The sequence below is a fragment of the Mycolicibacter acidiphilus genome (assembly GCF_018455725.1).
Classification (GTDB): Bacteria; Actinomycetota; Actinomycetes; order Mycobacteriales; family Mycobacteriaceae; genus Mycobacterium; species Mycobacterium acidiphilum.
In genome coordinates this window covers 17040-37619 of sequence record NZ_JAHCLR010000051.1, presented here as the reverse complement: position 1 = coordinate 37619, position 20580 = coordinate 17040, and the positions used below count along the sequence as shown (strand labels likewise).

Annotated in this window: 20 protein-coding genes; 8 read left to right on the top strand and 12 right to left on the bottom strand. The window is 71.7% G+C overall.

Annotation, left to right across the window (positions count from 1 at the left end; genetic code table 11):
* Positions 1–1114: type VII secretion-associated protein (locus KIH27_RS18855; protein ID WP_250150378.1), on the bottom strand; the 1114-nt coding region annotated here is incomplete at its 3' end.
* Positions 1114–4650, bottom strand: a complete 3537-nt coding sequence (gene eccCb / locus KIH27_RS18850) for a type VII secretion protein EccCb (RefSeq protein WP_214094501.1) — start codon at positions 4648–4650, stop codon at positions 1114–1116. The genes KIH27_RS18855 and eccCb, both read right to left, overlap by 1 nt.
* Before the next feature lie 131 nt (positions 4651–4781).
* On the opposite strand from eccCb, the gene KIH27_RS18845 reads away from it, so the two are divergent.
* On the top strand, positions 4782–5945 hold the full coding sequence (locus KIH27_RS18845; RefSeq protein ID WP_214094500.1) for an EsaB/YukD family protein: 1164 nt from the start codon (positions 4782–4784) through the stop codon (positions 5943–5945).
* Positions 5946–5947: 2 nt separating this feature from the next.
* Complete coding sequence (mycP, locus tag KIH27_RS18840) at positions 5948–7276, top strand: type VII secretion-associated serine protease mycosin (protein WP_214094499.1); 1329 nt, start codon at positions 5948–5950, stop codon at positions 7274–7276.
* Here the strand turns inward: mycP and KIH27_RS18835 are convergent.
* Entirely contained in the window at positions 7212–8264 is a 1053-nt protein-coding gene (locus KIH27_RS18835) for a type VII secretion protein EccB (RefSeq protein ID WP_214094498.1), read from the bottom strand. The genes mycP and KIH27_RS18835 overlap by 65 nt on opposite strands.
* A 157-nt stretch (positions 8265–8421) precedes the next feature.
* Between KIH27_RS18835 and KIH27_RS18830 the strand changes: the two genes are divergently transcribed.
* From KIH27_RS18830 to KIH27_RS18820, 3 genes are read left to right on the top strand one after another with little or no spacing between them, the layout of a single operon-like run.
* Positions 8422–9123, top strand: coding sequence for a cutinase family protein (locus KIH27_RS18830; protein WP_214094503.1), 702 nt, complete (start codon positions 8422–8424; stop codon positions 9121–9123).
* Positions 9124–9179: 56 nt separating this feature from the next.
* On the top strand, positions 9180–9818 hold the full coding sequence (locus KIH27_RS18825; protein ID WP_214094497.1) for a cutinase family protein: 639 nt from the start codon (positions 9180–9182) through the stop codon (positions 9816–9818).
* A gap of 35 nt (positions 9819–9853) precedes the next feature.
* Positions 9854–10450, top strand: coding sequence for a cutinase family protein (locus KIH27_RS18820; protein ID WP_307856940.1), 597 nt, complete (start codon positions 9854–9856; stop codon positions 10448–10450).
* 9 nt (positions 10451–10459) lie between these two features.
* On the opposite strand, the gene KIH27_RS18815 is transcribed toward KIH27_RS18820, so the two are convergent.
* From KIH27_RS18815 to infA, 9 genes are all read right to left on the bottom strand, one after another.
* Entirely contained in the window at positions 10460–12322 is a 1863-nt protein-coding gene (locus tag KIH27_RS18815; RefSeq protein ID WP_250150377.1) for an alkaline phosphatase family protein, read from the bottom strand.
* Between the two features lie 123 nt (positions 12323–12445).
* The gene (truA, locus tag KIH27_RS18810) at positions 12446–13327 is read right to left on the bottom strand and encodes a tRNA pseudouridine(38-40) synthase TruA (protein ID WP_372451424.1); all 882 of its coding nucleotides are present in this window, start codon (positions 13325–13327) and stop codon (positions 12446–12448) included.
* Entirely contained in the window at positions 13320–13850 is a 531-nt protein-coding gene (gene rplQ, locus KIH27_RS18805; RefSeq protein ID WP_214094494.1) for a 50S ribosomal protein L17, read from the bottom strand. Before rplQ ends, truA begins: the two co-directional genes overlap by 8 nt.
* 61 nt (positions 13851–13911) lie before the next feature.
* A complete protein-coding gene (locus KIH27_RS18800; protein WP_214094493.1) occupies positions 13912–14958 on the bottom strand; it encodes a DNA-directed RNA polymerase subunit alpha in 1047 nt (348 codons plus the stop codon).
* A gap of 101 nt (positions 14959–15059) precedes the next feature.
* Positions 15060–15665 carry a 30S ribosomal protein S4 gene (gene rpsD / locus KIH27_RS18795; protein ID WP_214094492.1) on the bottom strand — a complete coding sequence of 202 codons (606 nt, stop codon included), beginning with the start codon at positions 15663–15665 and terminating at the stop codon, positions 15060–15062.
* A gap of 15 nt (positions 15666–15680) precedes the next feature.
* Positions 15681–16091: a 30S ribosomal protein S11 gene (rpsK, locus tag KIH27_RS18790; protein WP_214094491.1), complete on the bottom strand. Its 411-nt coding sequence runs from the start codon at positions 16089–16091 to the stop codon at positions 15681–15683.
* A gap of 5 nt (positions 16092–16096) precedes the next feature.
* Positions 16097–16471 (bottom strand): 30S ribosomal protein S13, encoded by a 375-nt coding sequence (rpsM, locus tag KIH27_RS18785; RefSeq protein WP_214094490.1) that lies wholly within the window; start codon positions 16469–16471, stop codon positions 16097–16099.
* 186 nt (positions 16472–16657) lie between these two features.
* Positions 16658–16771, bottom strand: a complete 114-nt coding sequence (gene rpmJ, locus KIH27_RS18780) for a 50S ribosomal protein L36 (RefSeq protein WP_003919293.1) — start codon at positions 16769–16771, stop codon at positions 16658–16660.
* Between the two features lie 65 nt (positions 16772–16836).
* Complete coding sequence (gene infA / locus KIH27_RS18775; RefSeq protein ID WP_005140011.1) at positions 16837–17058, bottom strand: translation initiation factor IF-1; 222 nt, start codon at positions 17056–17058, stop codon at positions 16837–16839.
* A gap of 457 nt (positions 17059–17515) precedes the next feature.
* On the opposite strand from infA, the gene KIH27_RS18770 reads away from it, so the two are divergent.
* From KIH27_RS18770 to KIH27_RS18760, 3 genes are read left to right on the top strand one after another with little or no spacing between them, the layout of a single operon-like run.
* Positions 17516–18010: a hypothetical protein gene (locus KIH27_RS18770; RefSeq protein WP_214094489.1), complete on the top strand. Its 495-nt coding sequence runs from the start codon at positions 17516–17518 to the stop codon at positions 18008–18010.
* Between the two features lie 38 nt (positions 18011–18048).
* Complete coding sequence (locus KIH27_RS18765) at positions 18049–19554, top strand: flotillin family protein (RefSeq protein WP_214094488.1); 1506 nt, start codon at positions 18049–18051, stop codon at positions 19552–19554.
* Positions 19551–20387 carry an LLM class F420-dependent oxidoreductase gene (locus tag KIH27_RS18760; RefSeq protein WP_214094487.1) on the top strand — a complete coding sequence of 279 codons (837 nt, stop codon included), beginning with the start codon at positions 19551–19553 and terminating at the stop codon, positions 20385–20387. The genes KIH27_RS18765 and KIH27_RS18760 overlap by 4 nt, the downstream gene beginning before the upstream one ends.
* Positions 20388–20580 lie beyond the last annotated feature (193 nt).

Sequence of the window (20580 nt, the reverse complement as noted above, 5' to 3'; positions counted from 1 at the left end):
ACACCAGTCCACGCACTCTCGATCCGGAAGAGCCGCTCTGACAGCCGATGCCGATGCGCACCGGGCCGTCGACCAGCACCGTCCACGCCACCCGGTGGGCCACGCGGATCTCGCGATAGGTGACCGCGGGCCGGCCGGCGCTGGTGGCCGAGGGGTCGAAGTCGGCGAAGACGCCCGGCGGCGCCGCGTCCAGCGCCCGGCGCAGCAGATCGGCGGCGACGGCCAGCGTCCCGCCCGACGCTGACTGCGTCACGTGCAGCACCGCCTGCGGGTCCGCCGGCGAGACCACCTCCACCCGCGCCGAGCCGGGGCCGTCGGTGACCCGTCGCACCGTCCACTGCGCGGGCACCTGCACCGCCACCCGCCCCTCGAGCAGCACCGTCGTCGCTGCGACGACGGGCGGTTCGCGGTGCGTGCCGAGCGCGAGCGTGCCGGCGGCTACGACGGCCGCGACGGCAGCGCCGGCCAAGGGCAGCCGGGGACGACGACGGGTGCGGTCCGGTTTCGGTGCCGTCGGGGGCGGCCGTGTGGCCAGCCGGGTGACTTGAGCATCATCGACCACGAGCACGTCGGCGCCGGTGCCGCGGAGTCGCTCGGCGATCAGTCGGGCCAGCGCGGGCGCACCGCCGACGGTGGCGAGGCCGTCGATCACCACCGTTTCCCGGACATCGGTGACCAGCGCCGCAACGCGGTCCGCCACCTCCTCCGGTGCCCCCAGCCGGGGTTCGGCGACGGTGCCGGCGGTGGTGACGGCGACCAGGGCGGGACCGATCTCGATGATCGCTCCGGCATCGGGTGCGGCGGCGGCCAGCACCGTGGCGCGCGGCCGGGTGACGGCATCGCCGGTGACGTCCCGGGCCGCGGCGGCGACCAAGTCCACCCGCCGCGCCGACCACCAGGTCGGGTGGATGAGCACCGCGCCGTCCGCGCCCGGGCAGGCCAGCGCGGTCAGCACGCTGCGCAGCAACTCCGGCACGGCGACCGGCTCCCCGTCGACTAGGGCGACCGGGTCGTCGAGCCAGCGCACCGCGGCGTCGGCGTCACCGGTTTCGGCGCTGCCGCAGCACAGTCGGCGAATCGTGCCGGGGCCGGCTTCGATGACCGTCCGGTGCATCAGGGGCTCCACGCCACCTGGATGCGGTGTTCACCGGACCGGGTAACCAGGGTGGCGCGACCGGGCGGCAGCGGACCGAGCCGCGCCGAACCGAGCAGCGGCCCCTCGTCGGGTTCGGCGCTCATCAGCAGGCCCATCGCACCCAGGTCGCGCAGCGCGGCCAGCACCGGTTCGTAGCCGGCTCGGGCCGCCCCGGCGCTGCGGCGGGCCACCACCAGGTGCAGCCCGACGTCCGCGGCGTACGGCAGGTATTCCAGCAGCGGCGCCAACGGATTACCGGCCGCGGTGGCCACCAGGTCGTAGTCGTCGACCAGCAGGTACAGCTCCGGCCCCGACCACCAGGACCGCGCCCGCAGCTGCGCGGGCGTCACCGTGGCGCCCGGCATCCGCGCGGCCAGGGTGTCGAGCACACCGGGCAGCAGCGCGGTCAGCGCCTGCGCCGACATGGCGTAACCGGCCGGCCGGTGCTCCTCGGCGAAATCCAGCAGGCTGCGCCGGTAGTCGACCACCAGCAGCCGGGCCCGGCTGCGCAGCAGTTCCCGGCCGAGCAGCCGCAGCACCGAGGTCTTCCCGCACTCGGGGCCGCCGAAGATCAGCAGATGCGGCTGCCGCGTGAAATCCAGTGCGACCGCGGCCAGTTCGCGTTCCTCGACGCCCAGCACCGGGTTGCCGGCCGGGTCCGCCGGCAGCGTGTCCCGGGCCACCAGCACCGGCAGCACTGGAATCGCCGGTGCGACGACGTCACCGACCGGCCGGCAGCCGTCCGGGCGGGCGATCAGCATGTGCAGCCCGCCTTCGGTCAGGCCGCGGCCGGGTCGATCCCGCGGCACCCGCTCGGCCTTCCGGCGGTCCACCTCGGAGTCGGCCGGGTCGCCGAGCCGCAGTTCGATCCGAGTGCCGATCAGGTCGCGCAGGCCGGGCCGCAGCTCCGCCCACCGGGTGGCCGAGAGCACCACGTGCACCCCGTACGACAGGCCGCGCGCGGCCAGCGCCGTGATCGGCTCCGCCAGCCGGTCGAACTCCCGGCACAGCGTCGCCCAGCCGTCGACCACCAGGAACACGTCGCTGACCGGGCTGCCACGCAGTGCCTCCCGGCGGGCGACGATCGCGGTCATCTCGTCGACGGTGCGCGCCACCAGATCCGGCTGTCCGCGGCCGGCCACCGACCCCACCTGCGGCAGTGCGCCGGCCGACGCCAGTGCCCCGCCGCCGAAGTCGAGGCAGTAGATCTGCACCCGGTCGGCGTCGTGGGTGGCGGCCAGCGCGGTGATCAGGGTCAGCAGCGCCGTCGACTTGCCGGACTGCGGCGCCCCGACGACGGCAACGTTGCCGGCGCCGCCGCTCAGGTCGACGGTCAGCGGGGTGCGGCGCTGCTCGTAGGGCCGGTCGACGATCCCGATCGGCACCGTCAACTCCCCGGCTCTGTCGAGCAGTTCTCCCAGTCGCGGCGACTCCCCCAGCGGCGGCAGCCAGATCCGCCGGGCCGCCGGGCCGTGGCCGGCCAGTCGCGCCAGCATCGCCTGCGCCACGGTGGGTGCGTCCGTCGCCGCCGCCGGCACCGTCACCGCGCCGACCGGCGCCGCGGTGAACCGCACCACCGCTCCGGTGCTCGGCGCCGGGAGCGTCTGCGGGCCGGGGCCGGAGACGAACGCGGTCTGGAATCCGGTGAGTTCCCCCGACGCCGTGCGCAGATACCCGAACCCCGGGATGTTCGGCAGTTCATGGGCATCCGGGGTTCCCAGCACGATGCGGGATTCGGCAGCCGACGCCGTCTTCAAACAGATCCGGTAGGTCAAGTGCGCGTCCAGGCCGCGCAGCCGGCCCTCCTCGAGCCGCTGGCTGGCCAGCAGCAGATGCACCCCGAGGGAGCGTCCGAGCCGCCCGATCGCCGTGAACGTGTCGAGGAAATCCGGGTGCTGGGCGAGCAGTTCGGAGAATTCGTCGACGATCACCAGCAGAGCGGGCAGCGCGGTCAGCCGCGCACCGCCCCGCCGCGCTCGGGTGTACCCGTTGATCCCGGCGAATCCGGTGGCGCGCAACAGTTCCTGACGGCGGTTGAGTTCGCCGGTGAGCACGTCGCGCATCCGCTCGACCAGCGGTGCCTCATCAGCCAGGTTGGTGATGACCGCGGCGACGTGTGCGGCGTCCTCGAATTCACTGAACGTGGCGCCGCCCTTGAAGTCGATCAGCACCAGGTTCAGTGTCTCCGGATGGTGCCGGGTCAGCATGCCCAGCACCAGGGTTCGCAGGAACTCCGATTTACCTGATCCCGTTGCGCCGACGCACAATCCGTGCGGTCCGGTCCCACGCTCGGCGGCCTCCCTGATGTCGAGCAGCACCGGGTTGCCGGTAGTGTCGACGCCGACCGGCACGCGCAGCCGCTCGACCCCTCCCCACAGCGCGGCCGGGTCGGCGCGGCTGATGTCGTCGACCCCCAGCAGTTCCGGCCAGCCCGCGGTCCGGGCGGCGGCGGGGGTCGCCCGGCAGCTCGCCAGTCGCTGCGCGCAGACCAGCGCGTCCACCTCGCTGAGCAGGTCCGGCCGGGCCGGCGGCGCGTCGTCGGCGTGGCCGGCCAGTTCGGTCGGCGTCACCGACAGCCGCAGCGCCTCCCGGTCGTCTCCCGGCCCGGTCACCGACACCCCGGCCGGGTGCTCGACCACCAGCAGGACACGCGATGTCAGCCCGGCCAGGGCGGCGGTCGCCGCAGCCCGGTTCGGGTAGCTGAGGCGGGCCGGGCCGGCGTCGTCGACGGCGAGCGGATGGCGGTGGTGCGGCAGCCATTTCAGCCAGTCCCAGTGCGTGCGAACGGGTTCACCGGCGGCCGCGGCGATCCGCACGGCATTCGGCGAATGCAGCACCGCAAGCTGGCAGAGTGCGGCGCGCACCAGCGCCCGCACGCAGTCGGGGTCACCGGTCACCAGCAGCGGGCGGTCCAGGCCGACGGTGATCGGCACGTCGGCTACGCGCGCGAACCGGTCCAGCAGGCAGCGCAGGGCGTCCGCGGTGACCGGGTCGGTGTGCTGCCCGCCGGTGCGGGTCGGTGCAATCAGGCGGGTGGTCGCCGGGACCGCCCCGACGCCGACCCGGACCCGCCCGAAGTCGGGGTGATCGGCCTTCCGCTCCCCCGTCCGCGGGCCGCCGACCAGGGTCCACAGCGCCGCCGGATCCGGGTGCGATTGCGCGACGCTGAGTCGCTGCGCTGCGGCGGCGGCACTCACCGTCGCCCGCAGGCCGGCCAGGTACGCCAGGTAGTCGTCCCGATCCTCGTCGAGGTCACCGTCGCGGTCGCGGTGCCGCGCGGTCACCGCCGCCGTCACCGCGGACGCCAGCATCAGCAGCGGGAGGAGCGCGAACGCCGGGTTGCGCGCCCCCGACCGGTAGCCGATCACGCCGACGGCGACCATCATCGCGGCCATGCCGACCGGCAGCAGCCGGGTCAGCACCGCGCCGCGTGCTGGGCGGGACAGTTCGGGCGGCGCCACGACGGTGATCTCGTCCACCGCGGAATCCGCACCGTCCGTGCCGATTCCGCTCATCGCGCCTGCCTCACCCCGCGGGTTTGGCACACCGTAGGCGGGTGCCCGACGGGCGGCAAGTCAGCTGTGGACAGCCGAACACACCGTCGGCGCCGCGGCGGTAGCGTCCGGCCGGAGCGAGGAGGTCAGCGATGGCGTATTGCACTGCCGAGCTGCGCCGGGTCTGCGTGCAGACCGGTTCGGTGCGCACCGATCTGGCACTGCCGGCCGGGGTGCCGGTGGCCGCCCTGATCCCGTCGGTCGTGGCGATCGCGACCGCCGGCCGGGCCGGGCCGCCCGGCCTGGTCGCCCCATACCGGCTCGCCAGGCCCGGGCATCCCCCGCTGGACGGGACGAGAACGCTGGCGCAGCACCAGATCGACGACGGCGTAACCCTGTTGCTGACCCGCGATGTCGCCGCCACCCCGGTGCCGCGATTCGATGACCCCGCCGAGCAGGTGGCCGTCGCGGTGTGCGAGACGGCCCGGCCGTGGACGGCGCCGGGCCGCCGATTCGGGGCGGCGTCGGCGGCGGCCGCGCTGGCCGGACTGGCCGGATTCGTGGCGGCGCCCGGCGGCCCCGGCTCCCCCAACGCCCTGCTGGCGACCGCGGCCGCCGCGGCGGTGACGCTGCTGACGGTGCCCGCCACCGGGTGCGCCGCGCCGATGCGCGCGACGGTGTGCGGGGTGGTCGCCCTGGCCGTGCTGGCGGTGTTCACCGCGACGGCCGCTGCCGCAGCCGGGGTTTCGCTGCAGGCGGTGGGCGCCGCAGTGGTCACCGGCGCGCTGGCCGTGATCCGGTTGGGCGGCCGGATCGTCGTCGCGGTGACCGGCCTGGCCCGGCAGCCGGTGCGGGCGCAGTCCGCGCACCGGGTGCTCACCGCGCTGGTCGGGTTCGGTTCGGCGGTATTCGCACTGGGCGCGCTGGGGATCGCCGCGGGCCGGCAGGTCAGCGGCGTGCCCGGGGCGGCGGCAGCCGGGTTCGCGGGGTGCGCGGGAGCGGCGACGCTCCTGCAGGTGCGCTGCCACCGCGACCGCCGGCAGGCCGCGGCGCTGCTGGCCGCCGGGGTGACCGCGGTCGGAGCGGCGGTGCTGATCGCCACCAGGATCGCCCCGGCCGGGCGGCCGCTGATCTGCGGAGCGACGATCGGGTTGGGCGCGGCGGCGATCGCGCTCGGGTTCACCGGGATCGGCCGGTCGCCGACGCTGCGGCGCGCGGTCGAACCGCTGCACTGGCTGACGCTGGCGGCGCTACCGGCGCTGGCCTGCTGGGTTTGCGGCGGCTACGCCGCGGTACGCGACCTGGCCCTGGGCTGACCATGCGGCGCAGCGACTTTCGGCGGGCGGCCCGGCTGGCGGGTGCGGCCGGGCTGGTCGCCGCCGCGCACGGCACCCCGATCGCCGCCGCGGTGACACCGCCGCCGGTCGACCGCACGCTGCTGCCCGCCGCGGCCCGGCCCGCACCGCCGCAGCGCACCGTGCAGCGGGAGGTCTGCACGGTGCCGGCCCCGGATCCGCAGCCGGGGGGCCCGAGCCAACTCGACGGCCTGGACCTGCCGGCGGCCTGGGCACTGACCCGCGGCGCCGGTCAACTCGTCGCGGTGATCGACACCGGTGTCGCCCCGCACCGGCGGCTGCCGGGACTGATCGGCGGCGGTGACTACGTCTTCACCGGCGACGGCACCCAGGACTGCGATGGGCACGGCACGCTGGTGGCCGGAATCATCGCGGCCGCACCGGATCCCACAACCGACCGGTTCAGCGGTGTGGCGCCGCTGGCCACCGTGATCGGCATCCGGCAGTCCAGCGCCAAGTTCGGCGCGGCCGATGCCGGGCAGCATGCCGGGGTGGGAGATGTCGGCACCCTGGCCGCCGCGGTGCGCACCGCCGCCGATCTCGGCGCATCGGTCATCAACATCTCCACGGTGGCCTGCCGGGCCGTCGGCTCCGGGTTCGACGATCGCGCTCTCGGCGCCGCTCTGGCCTACGCGGTGGAGACCCGCAACGCCGTGGTGGTCGCCGCAGCGGGCAACACCGGCGACGGCGAGGCGTGCGACGCCGGTGCGGGCGTGGCCGTCAGCCCGGCCTGGTACGACGACTACGTGCTGACGGTCGGCTCGGTCGACGGTCGCGGCGCCGCTTCGGCGTTCACCCGGCCCGGGCCGTGGGTGGACGTCGCCGCGCCAGGTGAGGCGGTGCGGTCGCTCAGCCCGATCGGCGACGGCCTGGCCGGCGGTGCCGGCGCCGAGCAGGCCATTCACGGCACCAGTTTCGCCGCCCCGGTGGTCAGCGGGCTGGCGGCGCTGCTGCGGTCCCGGTTCCCGGACTGGACGCCGCGGCAGGTGATGGACCGCATCCGGGCCACCGCGCACCACCCGCCCGGCGGGCGGGACGACGCCGTCGGCGCCGGGGAGATCGATCCGCTGGCCGCGCTCAGCCCCGAGGCGCCCAGCGCACCACCGTCGACCGCAGCACCCACACCGCCGCCCGCCGAAGCGGCACCCGCAGCCGCACCCGGCCCGGGCGGTCAGCGCACCGCGCTCACCTACACCGGCGCGCTGCTCGCCGTCCTGGCCGCGGCCGTCACCGGGCGGGCGGCCGCAGCGCGGCGTCCCGGCTCAGCAGCGGACCCACCGGCAGGCCGGTGAGCATCGGCCACGGCACCGGGCTGGGTTCGCCGGGCAGGCCCAGGCTGCGCGCGACGACGTCGTCGTCGATCGGGTAGCGCACCCCGGTGTCGCAGATCAGATAGCGGGCGCCGGCCGTGCCCGCGGCGCCGGAGACGCCGACAGCCCGGACGTAGGCGCTGCGCCCGGGCGGCAGATAGACCCCGTCCAGTGCCGGTCCCGCCCCGTCGGCCTGGGCCAGCCCCACCGGCGCGGTGGGCAGCGCCGGCAGCCCCGCCGACAGTTCAGCGGCTGGGTCGTCGGGCCGCCAGTGCACGCAGAGGGTGGTGCCGGTCGGCAGCACCGCCAGGCGATCCGGGATCTCCGTGTTCGGCGGCGCCTCCGGCAGCGCACCCAGCAGCAGCGCCGGCACCGGGTTCGCCACCGCCGGCACCGCCCCGGGATCCACCGCGATCCGCCGGCCTCGATACAGCAGGTACGTCGCCCCGCTGACCGTCGAGGTGACCGGCACCGCCTGCTGCGGATCGAGCGGGGCCGGTGGATCGAGCCCCGCCAGAACCGCGGTCGCACCGCCGCCGGTGTCACAGATCGCCCAGCCGAACGGCCCGGTCAGTGCGGTGCCCAGCGTCTGCGGCGCTCCGGGGATCCCCAGCGCCGGACCGCGCCGACTGCGGCCGATCACCGCCGCGGGCACCGGGTGCGGCACCGCGTCAGCGCCGGCGATCAGCCGTGCCGAGGTCAGGTTGAGCACCGGGTGCAGTGTCTCGTCCAGCCGCACGTACAGGGTCCCGGATTCGGCGTCCAGCAGGATCGGCGCATCGGTTACCGCGACCGGCCGCACCCAGGCCAGCAGCGCACAGCCCGTCGTCAGTGCCGCCGCCAGCAGCCACCCGGCAACCGCTGACGGTCCGCGCACCGCCCGGCGGTCGACGCCGAGCAGCGCCGCTTCGAGCCGGCGCACCCGGTAGCGGTGCGCGTCGTGCTGCAGCGCGGGCGGGTGACGGTCCACGGGGCCCTCCGCGGTGTCGGGCGGAACGGTGTCCGCTCACCGTAGGACGCGGCGCCGATTGAGGCCGTCGCCACTCCACAGGCAGCCACCAGGTGCGACTGCACCCGGCGGCCGGGGGTGCGTGATAGCCGATAGCATCGATCGGGTGCGTATCGAGCTGAAGAAGTCCCCGCTGTCCGCCCTGGGTGCGCTGGCGCTGCTGGCCGCGGGTCCCACCCTGGTCGCCACCACCCCGCTGGCCCCGACCGCGGCCGCCTACGACTGCCCCGACGCGGAGGTCATCTTCGCCCGCGGCACCAGTGAGCCGCCGGGCGTCGGCCGGGTCGGTCGCGCGCTGATCGACTCGCTGCGCCAGCAGACCTCGAAGAAGGTCGACGAGTACGCGGTGAACTACCCCGCCGGCCGGCTGCAGCTGGGCGGTGGCGACGGCGCCAACGACGTGATCCGGCGCGTCAAGGCCGCGGCCGACCAGTGCCCCAGCACCCAACTGGTGCTCGGCGGCTACTCGCAGGGCGCGTCGGTGATGGACATCGTCACCGGCACCCCGGTGGCCGGTATCGACTGGGGCAACTCGCTGCCGGCCGAGTACGCCGATCAGGTGGTCGCGGTGGTGACGTTCGGCAACCCCGCCGACCGCACCGGCGGCCCGATCAGCCAGCAGAGTGCGCTGTTCGGTTCCAAGGCGCTCGACCTGTGCAACCCCGGCGACCCGATCTGCCATGAGGGCCCCGGCAACGAGTGGTCCGACCACACCGACGGCTACATTCCGGCGCTGACCAGTCAGGCCGCCAACTTCGTCGCCGGGAAGCTGCGTCAGACCCCGGGACCGCTGCCCGGCCCGAGCCCGGCTGTGCGCTGACCGTCACACAGGATTAGTTAGTAAATCAATTATTTTCTTCGCTACCATCGGTCGTCGTGAAGGCATCCGGCATCCTGGCGGCGACCATCCTGAGTTCCGCGATCGTGGCACCCGTCCTGTCCGGGTTGACCGCACCGTCGGCCGCGGCCGACGGCTGCCCCGGCACCGAGGTGGTGTTCGCCCGCGGCACCAACGACTCCCCGGGTCTCGGCCGCGTCGGCGACGCTTTCGTGAGTTCGTTGAACAACCGGGTCGCCGGTTCAGTCGGTAGTTACGCGGTGAACTACCCGGCCAGTTACAACTTCGGCCGGGCCGCCGAAGGCGCCAACGACGCCAGCGGCCACATCATGTGGATGGTGGAGAACTGCCCCGGCACCCGACTGGTGCTCGGCGGCTATTCGCAGGGCGCTGCGGTCATCGATGTGGTGGCGGCCGCCCCGGTGCCCGGTTTCGGGTTCACCTCACCGCTGCCCCCGGAGGCCGTCGACCACATCGCCGGCATCGCCGTGTTCGGCAACCCGTCGGCGAAGTTCGGCCAGCCGCTGACGAACAGCCCGACCTACGGCAGCCGCACGATCGACCTGTGCACCGAGGGCGACCCGATCTGCTCGGGCGGCAACGACCGGGCGGCGCACTCCGCCTATGTCCCCGGCCTGACCAACCAGGCCGCCGGGTTCATCGCCGGCCTGCTGTAGCGGTGATCAGACGGGTCTTGGCCGCGCTCGCGGTCGTGCCGGCAGCCTTCCTGCCGACGTCGACCGTGACCGCCACCGCCGCCGAACCCTGCCCCGACGCCGAGTTGGTCTTTGCCCGCGGCACCAACCAGCCGCCGGGACTGGGCGTGGTCGGCAGTGCGTTCTTCGCCGCTCTGCGGTCGCAGTTGGCGGACAAGACGGTCACGTCGTACGCGGTGAACTATCCGGCCAGCTACAACCTGCTGCGTGCCGGCGAGGGCGCCAATGACACCGTCGACCATGTGCAGCAGTTGATCGCGGCCTGCCCGACGACCCGGATCGTGCTCGGCGGCTACTCGCAGGGCGCCGCGGTCATCGACATGGCCGTCGGATCGCCGGTCCCCGGTTTCGGCCTCGCCGCTCCACTGGCACCGCAGGACGCCGAGCACATCGGGGCCGTCGCCGTCTTCGGCAACCCGTACAACCGGATCGGCCACACGCTCACCGAGAGCCCGGTGTACGGAGCCAAGACCATCGACCTGTGCGCCGACGGCGACCCGATCTGCTCGGACGGCATCGACCGTGCGGCGCACTCCATGTACAGCCCGGGGCTGACCCGCCAAGCCGCGGCGTTCGTCGCCGGCGTGCTCTAATGCCCTGCGCTATTTCCAGAACGCGTTCATGGGGGTCGCGTAGGTGTCGTTGGCGGTGAGCGGGGCCAGGGTTCCCGGCGTGGTCCGCAGGGCGTCTTCGATGGTGGCCATCAGGCTGTACTCGTTGTAGTAGTCGTCGGTCGTGAAGTGGCCGGGCTGCATGTCCCCGTCCGCGATCGCACCGGCATTCGGGACGACGATCATCGGAACGTTGTTGCCCTGGTTGCCCAGCCCCAGGGACAGGTTGTTGTTGTCCTCGTCGAACGTGATGATGATCGCGTCCTTCTCGTTGGGGTCGGTCCAGGTCGGTGAGTTCTCGATGGCGGAGACCTCCTGCTGGGCGAACGCGTCGGCGGCCGGGACGTTGTACTGGTGGTTGGTGAACTGCGTCTCGATGAATTTCAGAACTCCGCCGAGTGTGTCGACGGGTCCCTCGCCGTTGTGGGCCTCGTCGGGGACTATCCAACTGAACGCCGGGAAGGTGCTCGGGTGCGCCAGGTCGGTGCTCAACTGCGTCAGCGGCAGCAGGTGCTCGGCCTGGTAGGCGGGGGTGTTGCCGTCGACGTACTGGAACTGCGTGAACGGCAGACTGTCGACGTCGCCGCCCTGCTGGTAGCCGGCCCACCCCAGGCCCGCCTGGTCCAGTTCCTGCATGAGGTTGGGTGTGCCCGCCGGAATGGAGCCCGGGTTGGAGTTGTAGTCGATGCCGAAGTCCGATCCGCCGAGGATCCGGAAGTAGTTGGGGTTGCTGGGGTGGCCCAGCGCGAAGTAGTTGCTGTCATAGTCGTTGTCTTTGATCAGACTGTTGAGGAACGGGGCATTGGGGCTGCCCACGATGTCCTGAGCGCCCTTGTTCTCCAGGTAGATCAGGAACACGTGATCCAGGTGGCCGACGTCGGAGGTCGGTGGGGTGAGCGGCGCGGCGTGCAGGCCCGGGTCACCGACGGTGAACGACTCGTTGTCGGCGTAGGCGCCGTTGTAGTTGCCGAGCCAGTCGTTCTTGTCGGTGAAGGTGGTGGTCACCACCGCTGAGGTGGCGCTGTCGGGGACCGTCCCGGTGAGATCGCGTTCCTGGAATCCGGTGAAGCCCAGGCGATCCCAGACCGTCACCGGATTGAGCGAGCCGGTGCCCACGACATCCCCGTTGGCGTTGTCGAAGGTGACCGTCACCGTGCTGTACGACGGGTTCCAGGTCTGGCCGCCGAGGTCTGCGCTGAGGTGGTAGGCCGTACCGCCCGCTCCGTCGACGTCGACGGTCTGACTGATGCTGGAGGTGCCGACCGGCCCACCGCCGGCGAAGTTGTCGCCGCCGCCCGGGATGGCCTGCGGGAAACCGAAGATCCCGGACGCCGTCGGCAACGGGAACGACACCGGGGACGGGTAACCGACACCGGCGCCGTACGGGATGACGGTCGGGGTGCCGGTCTCCGTCCAGCCCGGTATGGTCACCCCGCTGTAGCCCGAGGCGGATGGGTCAGCCGTCTCAAAGCCGGGATTCACCAACAGGTTTCCGCTCATCGGCGGCCCAGCACTGACGCTGCCGCTGGCGCCCTGGTTGAACAAGCCGTTGAACATGGCGTCGACCTGCTGACCGAAACTGCTGCCGAGCCAGTCCCGCTCCAGGCCCTGCAGCCAGGAATCGAGCGGACCGGGCGCCGCCGAACCGGCCCCATCCACCGCACCGGTGAGGGAACTGACGAGGGAATCGATGATCGCGTCGAACTCATCGGCCGAGGCCACCGGCGCACCGGTCAACTGCGTCGCACCCAGCGCCAGAAACGCGCCGACGCCGCTGCCCAGGCCGATCATCCGACGGCGGACCTTCGCGGTGTGCGACCGATGGTTCCGCTGTCCACCCCGACGACCAATCATGGCTCCGCCCTCACTCCAGTCCCCGCAGCGCTATCTCACGTTCCGTTAAGGTACTCGTCGGCTAGCACCTATACAGGTGTGAAGACACGATTCTCTCAGCGTTTTGTACGGGACCTGCCAGCATCAGCGCCGGCGCAGGTCGCGGGTGACCCGGATACGCGCCGCCAGTTGATGATCCGGCGGGTAGTCGACGGCGACCAGGGTCAGTCCGCGGGCCGGGGCGGCGGTGAAGTCGCTGGACCGCCGCTCGGCCAGCAGCAGTTCGCGGCACCACGCCGCATCACGCCGGCCCTCCCCGACCGCCAGCAGCGCACCCACCACCGAGCGCACCATCGACCAGCAGAACGCGTCCGCGGTGACGTGCGCGGTGACCAGGTCGCCGTCGCGCTCCCAGTCCAGCCGCTGCAGATCGCGGATGGTGGTGGCGCCGTCGCGGTGGCGGCAGAACGCGGCGAAGTCGTTGAGCCCCAGCAACTCCCGTGACGCCGCCGTCATCGCGTCGACGTCGAGGTCGCGCGACCACGCGGTGATGTAGCGGGCCTGCTGCGGGACCACCCCGTAGGGGGCGGTCGACAGCCGGTAGGCGTAGTGCCTCCGCAGCGCCGAGAACCGGGCGTCGAAGTCGGCCGGCGCCCGTTCGATCCGCAACACCCGGACGTCGGGCGGCAGGAACCGGGCCAATCGCCGTGTCAGCGGCAGGAATTCGGGTTCGTCACCGGGCCGCCGGGTGCGCGGGTAGGCGTTCGGCAGCGCCTCGGCCGGGACGTCGACGTGGGCCACCTGGCCGGTCGCGTGCACGCCGGTGTCGGTGCGGCCCGCCGCGAACAGCCGTAGCGGAACGCGAAACCCCGTCGTCAGTGTCTCCTCGAGGACACCGGCGACGGTGCGCTGACCTGCCTGGGTCGCCCAGCCGGCGAAATCGGTGCCGTCGTAAGCGATGTCAAGACGAAGACGGACCACCCCGTGCACGACGGGGTGGTCCGGCTTCGGAGCTGAACTACTCAGCGGCGTCGGGCGCCTCAGCGGTCTCGGTCGCCTCGGCAGCCTCGGGGGCGTCCTCGGCAACGACCTCGGGGGCCTCTTCGACCTTCTCCGCCTTCGGAGCGGCCTGCTCGGCCTTCGCCGCCTTGGCCGCAGCGCGGCGGGCCCGGTCGGCCTCCGAGACGACGGTCTTCTCCCGGACCAGCTCGATCACGGCCATCGGGGCGTTGTCGCCCTGCCGCGGCTCGACCTTGATGATGCGGGTGTAGCCACCCTCGCGGTCCGCGAAGTGCGGGGCGATCTCGGCGAACAGCGAGTGCACCACGTCCTTGTCGCGGATCTTCTTCATCACCTCACGCCGGTTGTGCAGCGCACCCTTCTTGGCGTGGGTGATCAGCTTCTCGGCGTAGGGCCGCAGCGCCCGCGCCTTCGGCTCGGTGGTCTTGATCCGGCCGTGGGTGAACAGCGACGTGGCCAGGTTGGCCAGCAGCGCCTTCTGGTGCGACGACGAACCGCCGAGGCGGGGACCCTTGGTGGGCTTGGGCATGGCAACTTCTCCTCAATGGGGGCCGGTCCCCGTATCAGGTAGGACCGGGACGGGAATTCTTTTACAGCTGTTCGGTTTCGGCGTAGTCCTGCTCGTCGTAGCCGCCGGCGTCGGCCGACCAGGTGCCGGTCGCGACGTCGTACCCGGCAACCTGCGACGGGTCGAAGCTGGCCGGGCTGTCCTTGAGTGCCAGACCGAGCTGGTGCAGCTTGATCTTCACCTCGTCGATGGACTTCTGGCCGAAGTTGCGGATGTCGAGCAGGTCGGACTCGGTGCGGCCGACGAGCTCGCCGACGGTATGCACACCCTCCCGCTTGAGGCAGTTGTAGCTGCGCACGGTCAGGTCCAGGTCGTCGATCGGCAGCGCGAACGACGCGATGTGGTCGGCCTCGGCCGGCGACGGGCCGATCTCGATGCCCTCGGCCTCGACGTTGAGCTCCCGGGCCAGGCCGAACAGCTCGACGAGGGTCTTGCCGGCCGAGGCCAGCGCGTCCCGCGGGCTGATCGAGTTCTTGGTCTCGACGTCCAGCACCAGCTTGTCGAAGTCGGTGCGCTGCTCGACACGGGTGGCCTCGACCTTGTAGGTCACCTTGAGCACCGGCGAGTAGATCGAGTCGACCGGGATGCGGCCGATCTCGGCGCCGGACACCTTGTTCTGCACGGCCGGCACGTAGCCGCGGCCGCGCTCGACGATCAGCTCGACCTCGAGCTTGCCCTTGTCGTTGAGGGTGGCGATGTGCATGTCGGGGTTGTGCACGGTCACCCCGGCCGGCGGCACGATGTCACCGGCGGTGACCGCACCCGGGCCCTGCTTGCGCAGGTACATGGTGACCGGCTCGTCCTCCTCCGAGGAGACCACCAGGCCCTTGAGGTTCAGGATGATGTCGGTGACGTCTTCCTTCACACCGGGGACGGTGGTGAACTCGTGCAGCACGCCGTCGATGCGGATGCTGGTGACCGCCGCGCCGGGGATCGACGACAGCAGCGTGCGCCGCAGCGAGTTGCCCAGCGTGTAGCCGAAACCGGGCTCCAGCGGCTCGATGACGAACTGCGACCGGTTCTCGGCCAGCACCTCTTCGGACAGGGTGGGACGCTGAGAGATCAGCATGGTGGTGTTTCTCCTTCTGGCACCCGCTATTTGATGCCTTTGAGGCGGAGTCCCCCGACCGATGCAGTCGGGGGGCGTTTGGGGGGTATCCCCCCAAATGACTACTTCGAGTAGAACTCGACGATCAGCTGCTCGGTGAGCGGCACCTGGATCTGCGCGCGCTCCGGCAGCTGGTGCACCAGGATGCGCTGACGCTCCCCGACCACCTGCAGCCAGCCCGGGATCGGGCGGTCACCGGCGACCTCACGCGAGATCTGGAACGGCACGGTGTTGATCGACTTGTCCTTGACGTCGATGATGTCGTACTGCGACACCTGGTAGCTGGGGACGTCGACCTTCACGCCGTTGACGGTGAAGTGGCCGTGGCTGACCAGCTGGCGGGCCATCCGACGGGTCCGGGCCAGGCCGGCCCGGTAGACCACGTTGTCCAGCCGGCTCTCCAGGATGCGCAGCAGTTCCTCACCGGTCTTGCCGCCGCGGCGAACCGCTTCCTCGTAGTAGCGACGGAACTGCTTCTCCATCACGCCGTAGGTGAAGCGAGCCTTCTGCTTCTCCTGCAGCTGCAGCCGGTATTCGCTCTCCTTGATCCGCGCGCGGCCGTGCTGGCCGGGCGGGTAGGGACGCTTCTCGAACGCCTGGTCGCCGCCGACCAGGTCAACTCCCAGCCGACGCGACTTGCGGGTGGCGGGTCCGGTATAACGAGCCATTTTTTCCTACTCCTCCTAGACCCGGCGCCGCTTGGGCGGACGGCAGCCGTTGTGCGGCTGCGGGGTGACGTCGGAAATCGCACCGACCTCCAGGCCGGCGGCCTGCAGCGAGCGGATGGCGGTCTCCCGGCCCGAGCCCGGGCCCTTCACGAACACGTCGACCTTCTTGACACCGTGCTCCTGCGCCTTGCGCGCCGCGTTCTCGGCGGCCAGCTGCGCGGCGAACGGGGTGGACTTACGCGACCCCTTGAAGCCGACGTGACCCGACGACGCCCAGGCGATGACGTTGCCCTGGGGGTCGGTGATGGTCACGATGGTGTTGTTGAAGGTGCTCTTGATGTGCGCGGCACCATGCGGGATGTTCTTCTTTTCCCGCCGCCGGGTCTTCTGCCCCTTCTTGGGCCCGGTCACTTTCTTCGGTGGCATGACGATTACCTGGCCTTCTTCTTACCGGCGATGGTGCGCTTGGGACCCTTGCGGGTACGCGCGTTGGTCTTGGTCCGCTGGCCGCGCACCGGCAGGCCGCGACGGTGCCGCAGGCCCTGGTAGCAGCCGATTTCAATCTTGCGGCGAATGTCGGCCTGCACCTCGCGGCGCAGGTCGCCTTCGACCTTCAGGTTGCCCTCGATGTAGTCGCGCAGCTGGGTCAGCTGGTCGTCGGTGAGGTCCTTGCTCCGCTGGTTCTTATCGATGCCGGTAGCGGCCAGGATTTCGATGGAGCGGGTACGGCCGATGCCGTAGATATAGGTCAGCGCGATCTCCATGCGCTTATCGCGCGGCAGGTCGACGCCCACAAGTCGAGCCATGGGGGCAGGCCCCTTTCATCTTCGTCACGAAGGTGTCGGTCCCAGCCCGTCCCGGCGCAACTGATCCGGGGCCCGGCCTTCGTTCCGGGCGTTGCTGAGTCGGCTCACCTCTAAAGGTGCCCGCCGCTCAGTGGTACTGGGAGGTCTGCATTCAGTTGTGGCGGTCGGCCGAACCGGCCGGCGCGCTCAGCCCTGGCGCTGCTTGTGGCGCGGGTCCGGGCAGATCACCATGACCCGGCCGTGCCGACGGATCACCCTGCATTTGTCGCAGATCGGCTTGACGCTGGGGTTCACCTTCACGGCTACTGAGTCCTGTTCTAATCGCTGGTTGACTGGTGGTTTCTAGCTGGATGGGCCCGTACCGGCTACTTGTACCGGTAGACGATGCGACCCCGGGTCAGGTCGTAGGGAGACAACTCCACGACCACGCGGTCTTCCGGCAGGATGCGGATGTAGTGCTGCCGCATCTTGCCGCTGATGTGGGCGAGAACCTTGTGACCGTTCTCCAGCTCAATGCGAAACATCGCATTGGGCAGGGGTTCGACCACTCGACCCTCGACCTCGATGGCACCGTCTTTCTTGGCCATTACTCTCCGGCGATCCTCCGTGTCGACTTACCTGTGCGTGTGCATGCGCCCGCCTGGGCGCAGCATCGAGTACAGCTGCAAAACGTGAGCCGGTGGCAGGAAATTCCAGGAATCCAGAAATCCAAGACTGGGCACGCAAGAGCCGACGCGAACGCCGCACCGTCGCCCAACGATACCCGCATCCGGCCCACACTCCAAAAGTGCGGGATTAATGCGGCAGTCCCGGCTGCGCCTCTCCTCCGTCGAGCCTCGCCAAACTGCCGGATTACTGCGGCAGTCCCGGCTTCGCCTCCCCTCCGTCGAGCCTCGCCAAACTGCCGGATTACTGCGGCAGTCCCGGCTGCGCCTCTCCTCCGTCGAGCCTCGCCAAACTGCCGGATTCCGGTGTCCGTGGGGCATGGGAGGATTGCCTCACAGCCGGCACGCGGCGACGGCCGGTGGGCGAGGAGGAGGCGCAGTGACGACGGTGTACCTGGCGGTGTTCGCCGTCGGTGCGATCGCCCTGCTCACCGCTTTCCTGCTGACCGACATCGGCACCGACGGAATGCCGTTCCTGAGCCTGACCGGGGTGTCGGCGGCGCTGGTCGGGGCCGGCACCGGCGGACTCGTCGGCACCTGGGCCGGGCTGGGCGGGCTGGGCGCCGGCGCCCTGGGGCTGGGCAGTGCAGTCATCCTGGCGGGCCTCCTGCACGGCGTGGCGCTGCCGTACATGCGCCGCCAGCAGGCCAACTCCCAGCACGGCCGCACGTCCTACATCGGGCTGCTGGGCACCGTGACCCTGGAGGTGCCCGCCGGCGACTGGGGCGAGGTCGCGTTCGTCGACCCGGACGGCAACCGGGTGCGGTCGAAGGCGATCAGCGCCGAGGCGCACTCCCTGGCCAAGGACACCCGCGTCTACATCGCCGACGTCGACCCCGACTACCTGCACGTCGTCGCGATTCCCGACAACTGAGCCGTACCCGATAACCAACCCCCCGAAAGGCAGTGTCCATGTCACTGGTCTTGATCGTCGTCGTCATCGCACTGGCCGCACTGCTGGTGCTGGTCGGGCTGCCGGTGATCTACGTCAAGAACTACATCAAGGTGCCCCCCAACGAGGTGGCGGTGTTCACCGGCCGCGGCCAGCCGAAGGTGGTGCGCGGCGGCGCCCGGTTCCGGCTGCCGGGCATCGAGCGGGTCGACATCATGAGCCTGGAGCCGTTCAACGTCAGCATCAACCTGCAGAACGCGCTGTCCAACAACGGTGTGCCGGTGAACGTCGAGGCCGTCGGACTGGTCCGCATCGGCTCGGCCGACGAGGCCGTGCAGACCGCCGTGCAGCGGTTCCTCACCTCCAACCTGGCTGAGCTGCAGCGGCAGATCAACGAGATCCTGGCCGGCAGCCTGCGCGGCATCACCGCGACCATGACCGTCGAGGACCTCAACTCCAACCGCGACACGCTGGCCCGCAACGTGGTCGAGGAGGCCGGCAGCGACCTGGCCCGCATCGGCATGGAGGTCGACGTCCTCAAGATCGCCGGTATCTCCGACTACAACGGCTACCTGGAGTCGCTGGGTCAGCGCCGGATCGCCGAGGTGAAGCGGGACGCCACGATCGGCACCGCCGAGGCCGACCGGGATGCCCAGATCCAGTCCGCCAAGGCCCGTCAGGCCGGCTCGGTCGCCCAGGCCGAGGCCGACACCGCGATCGCCGCCGCCAACCAGAAGCGCGACGTGGAGCTGGCCCGGCTGCGCGCGCAGACCGAAGCGGAGAACGCCCAGGCCGACCAGGCCGGCCCGCTGGCGCACGCCCGCGCCGAGAAGGACGTCGGTATCGCCACCGAGCAGGCCGAGGCCGCCCGGGTGCAGGCCCGCATCGAGGTGGAGCAGCGCCGCGCCGAGCAAGCCCAGGCCGCGCTGCAGGCCGACGTGATCGCCCCCGCCGAAGCCCAGCGTCAAGCCGACATCGCCCGCGCCGAGGGGCAGCGGCAGTCGGCGATCCTGACCGCCGAGGCGCAGGCCGAGGCGGCGCGACGGGCGGGTGCCGCCGAGGCCGACGCCCGCAAGTCCGCCGCCGACGCGCTGCGGGTGGAACGCCAGGCCGAGGCCGACGCCCTGCAGGCCAAGCTGGTCGCCGAAGCCGCCGGTAAGAAGGAACTGGCCGACGCGCTGCGGGTGGAGCAGCAGGCCGAGGCCGACGGCATCCAGGCCAAGCTGATGGCCGAGGCCGCCGGCAAGAAGGAGATCGCGGCCTCGCTGAACAGCTACAGCGCGGAGGCGGCGCGGATGCTGATGCTGCCGGACGTGCTGGCCTCGGTGGTGCAGGCCACCCAGGCCGCGGCCGCCCCGCTCAGCGACATCGAGCGGCTGTCGATCGTCGGCGGCTCCGGCGACGCGCAGGAGGCCATCGGCGGGCTGCTCGGGATCAGCCCGCTGGGTATCGCCAAGGTGCTGGAGACGCTGAAGTCGTCCGGGATCGACGTCGCGGCGATGCTGCGTTCCGGGGGCGAGTCATGACGCTCAAACCGGAGCTGGGCCGCTACGGGGTCTGGACGGGTGGCTCGCCCACGCCTGCGCAGGCCGCGGAGATCGAACGGCTCGGCTACGGCGCGATCTGGGTGGGCGGGTCGCCGGCCGCGGACCTGGCCTTCGCCGAGCCGCTGCTGGCGGCGACGTCGACGCTTTCGGTCGCCACCGGGATCGTCAACGTCTGGTCGGCACCGGCGGGGCCGGTCGCGGAATCCTTTCACCGCATCGACGCCGCCTACCCGGGCCGGTTCCTGCTCGGTGTCGGCGTCGGCCACCCGGAGGCGACCGCCGAGTACCGGTCGCCGTACGAGGCGCTGGTGGATTACCTGGACGCGCTGGACGCCGCGGGGGTTCCGATGGAGCGCCGGGTGCTGGCCGCGCTCGGGCCGCGGGTGCTGCGGCTGGCCGCGGAGCGCAGCGCCGGGGCGCACCCGTACCTGACCACCCCGGAACACACCGCGCACGCCCGCGAACTGCTCGGCCCGGCGGCGCTGCTGGCACCCGAACACAAGGTGGTCCTGTCGACCGACGTCGCCGCGGCCCGTACGGCCGGGCGCGACGCGGTCGGCTTCTACCTGCGGCTGTCGAACTACGTCAACAACTGGCGGCGGCTGGGGTTCGGTGACGACGACGTGGCCGCGCCGGGCAGTGACCGGCTGATCGACGCCGTCATCGCGCACGGCACCCCGGACTCCGTCGCCGCGCGCCTCGGTGAGCACCTGTCCGCCGGCGCCGACCACGTGACGATCCAGGTGCTCGGCGGCTGGAAGGCGCTGCTGCCGACCCTGACCGAGCTGGCGGAGCCGCTGGGGCTGCGCTGAGGCGGCTGGGCGTTCGAGCAACACCAGCCCCAGCCGTCACCGCATCGAGACAGGTGTCGCGTGTGCCCGCCTCTACGCGACAATCCGCGCCCTGACGTCGCCGCACGCCTGCGCTAACACCCGTTGTCGCGCCAAGGCGGGCACAACGGCACATCCTCCTAACCGGTGACGGTTGGGGCGGACGGGTCGATCG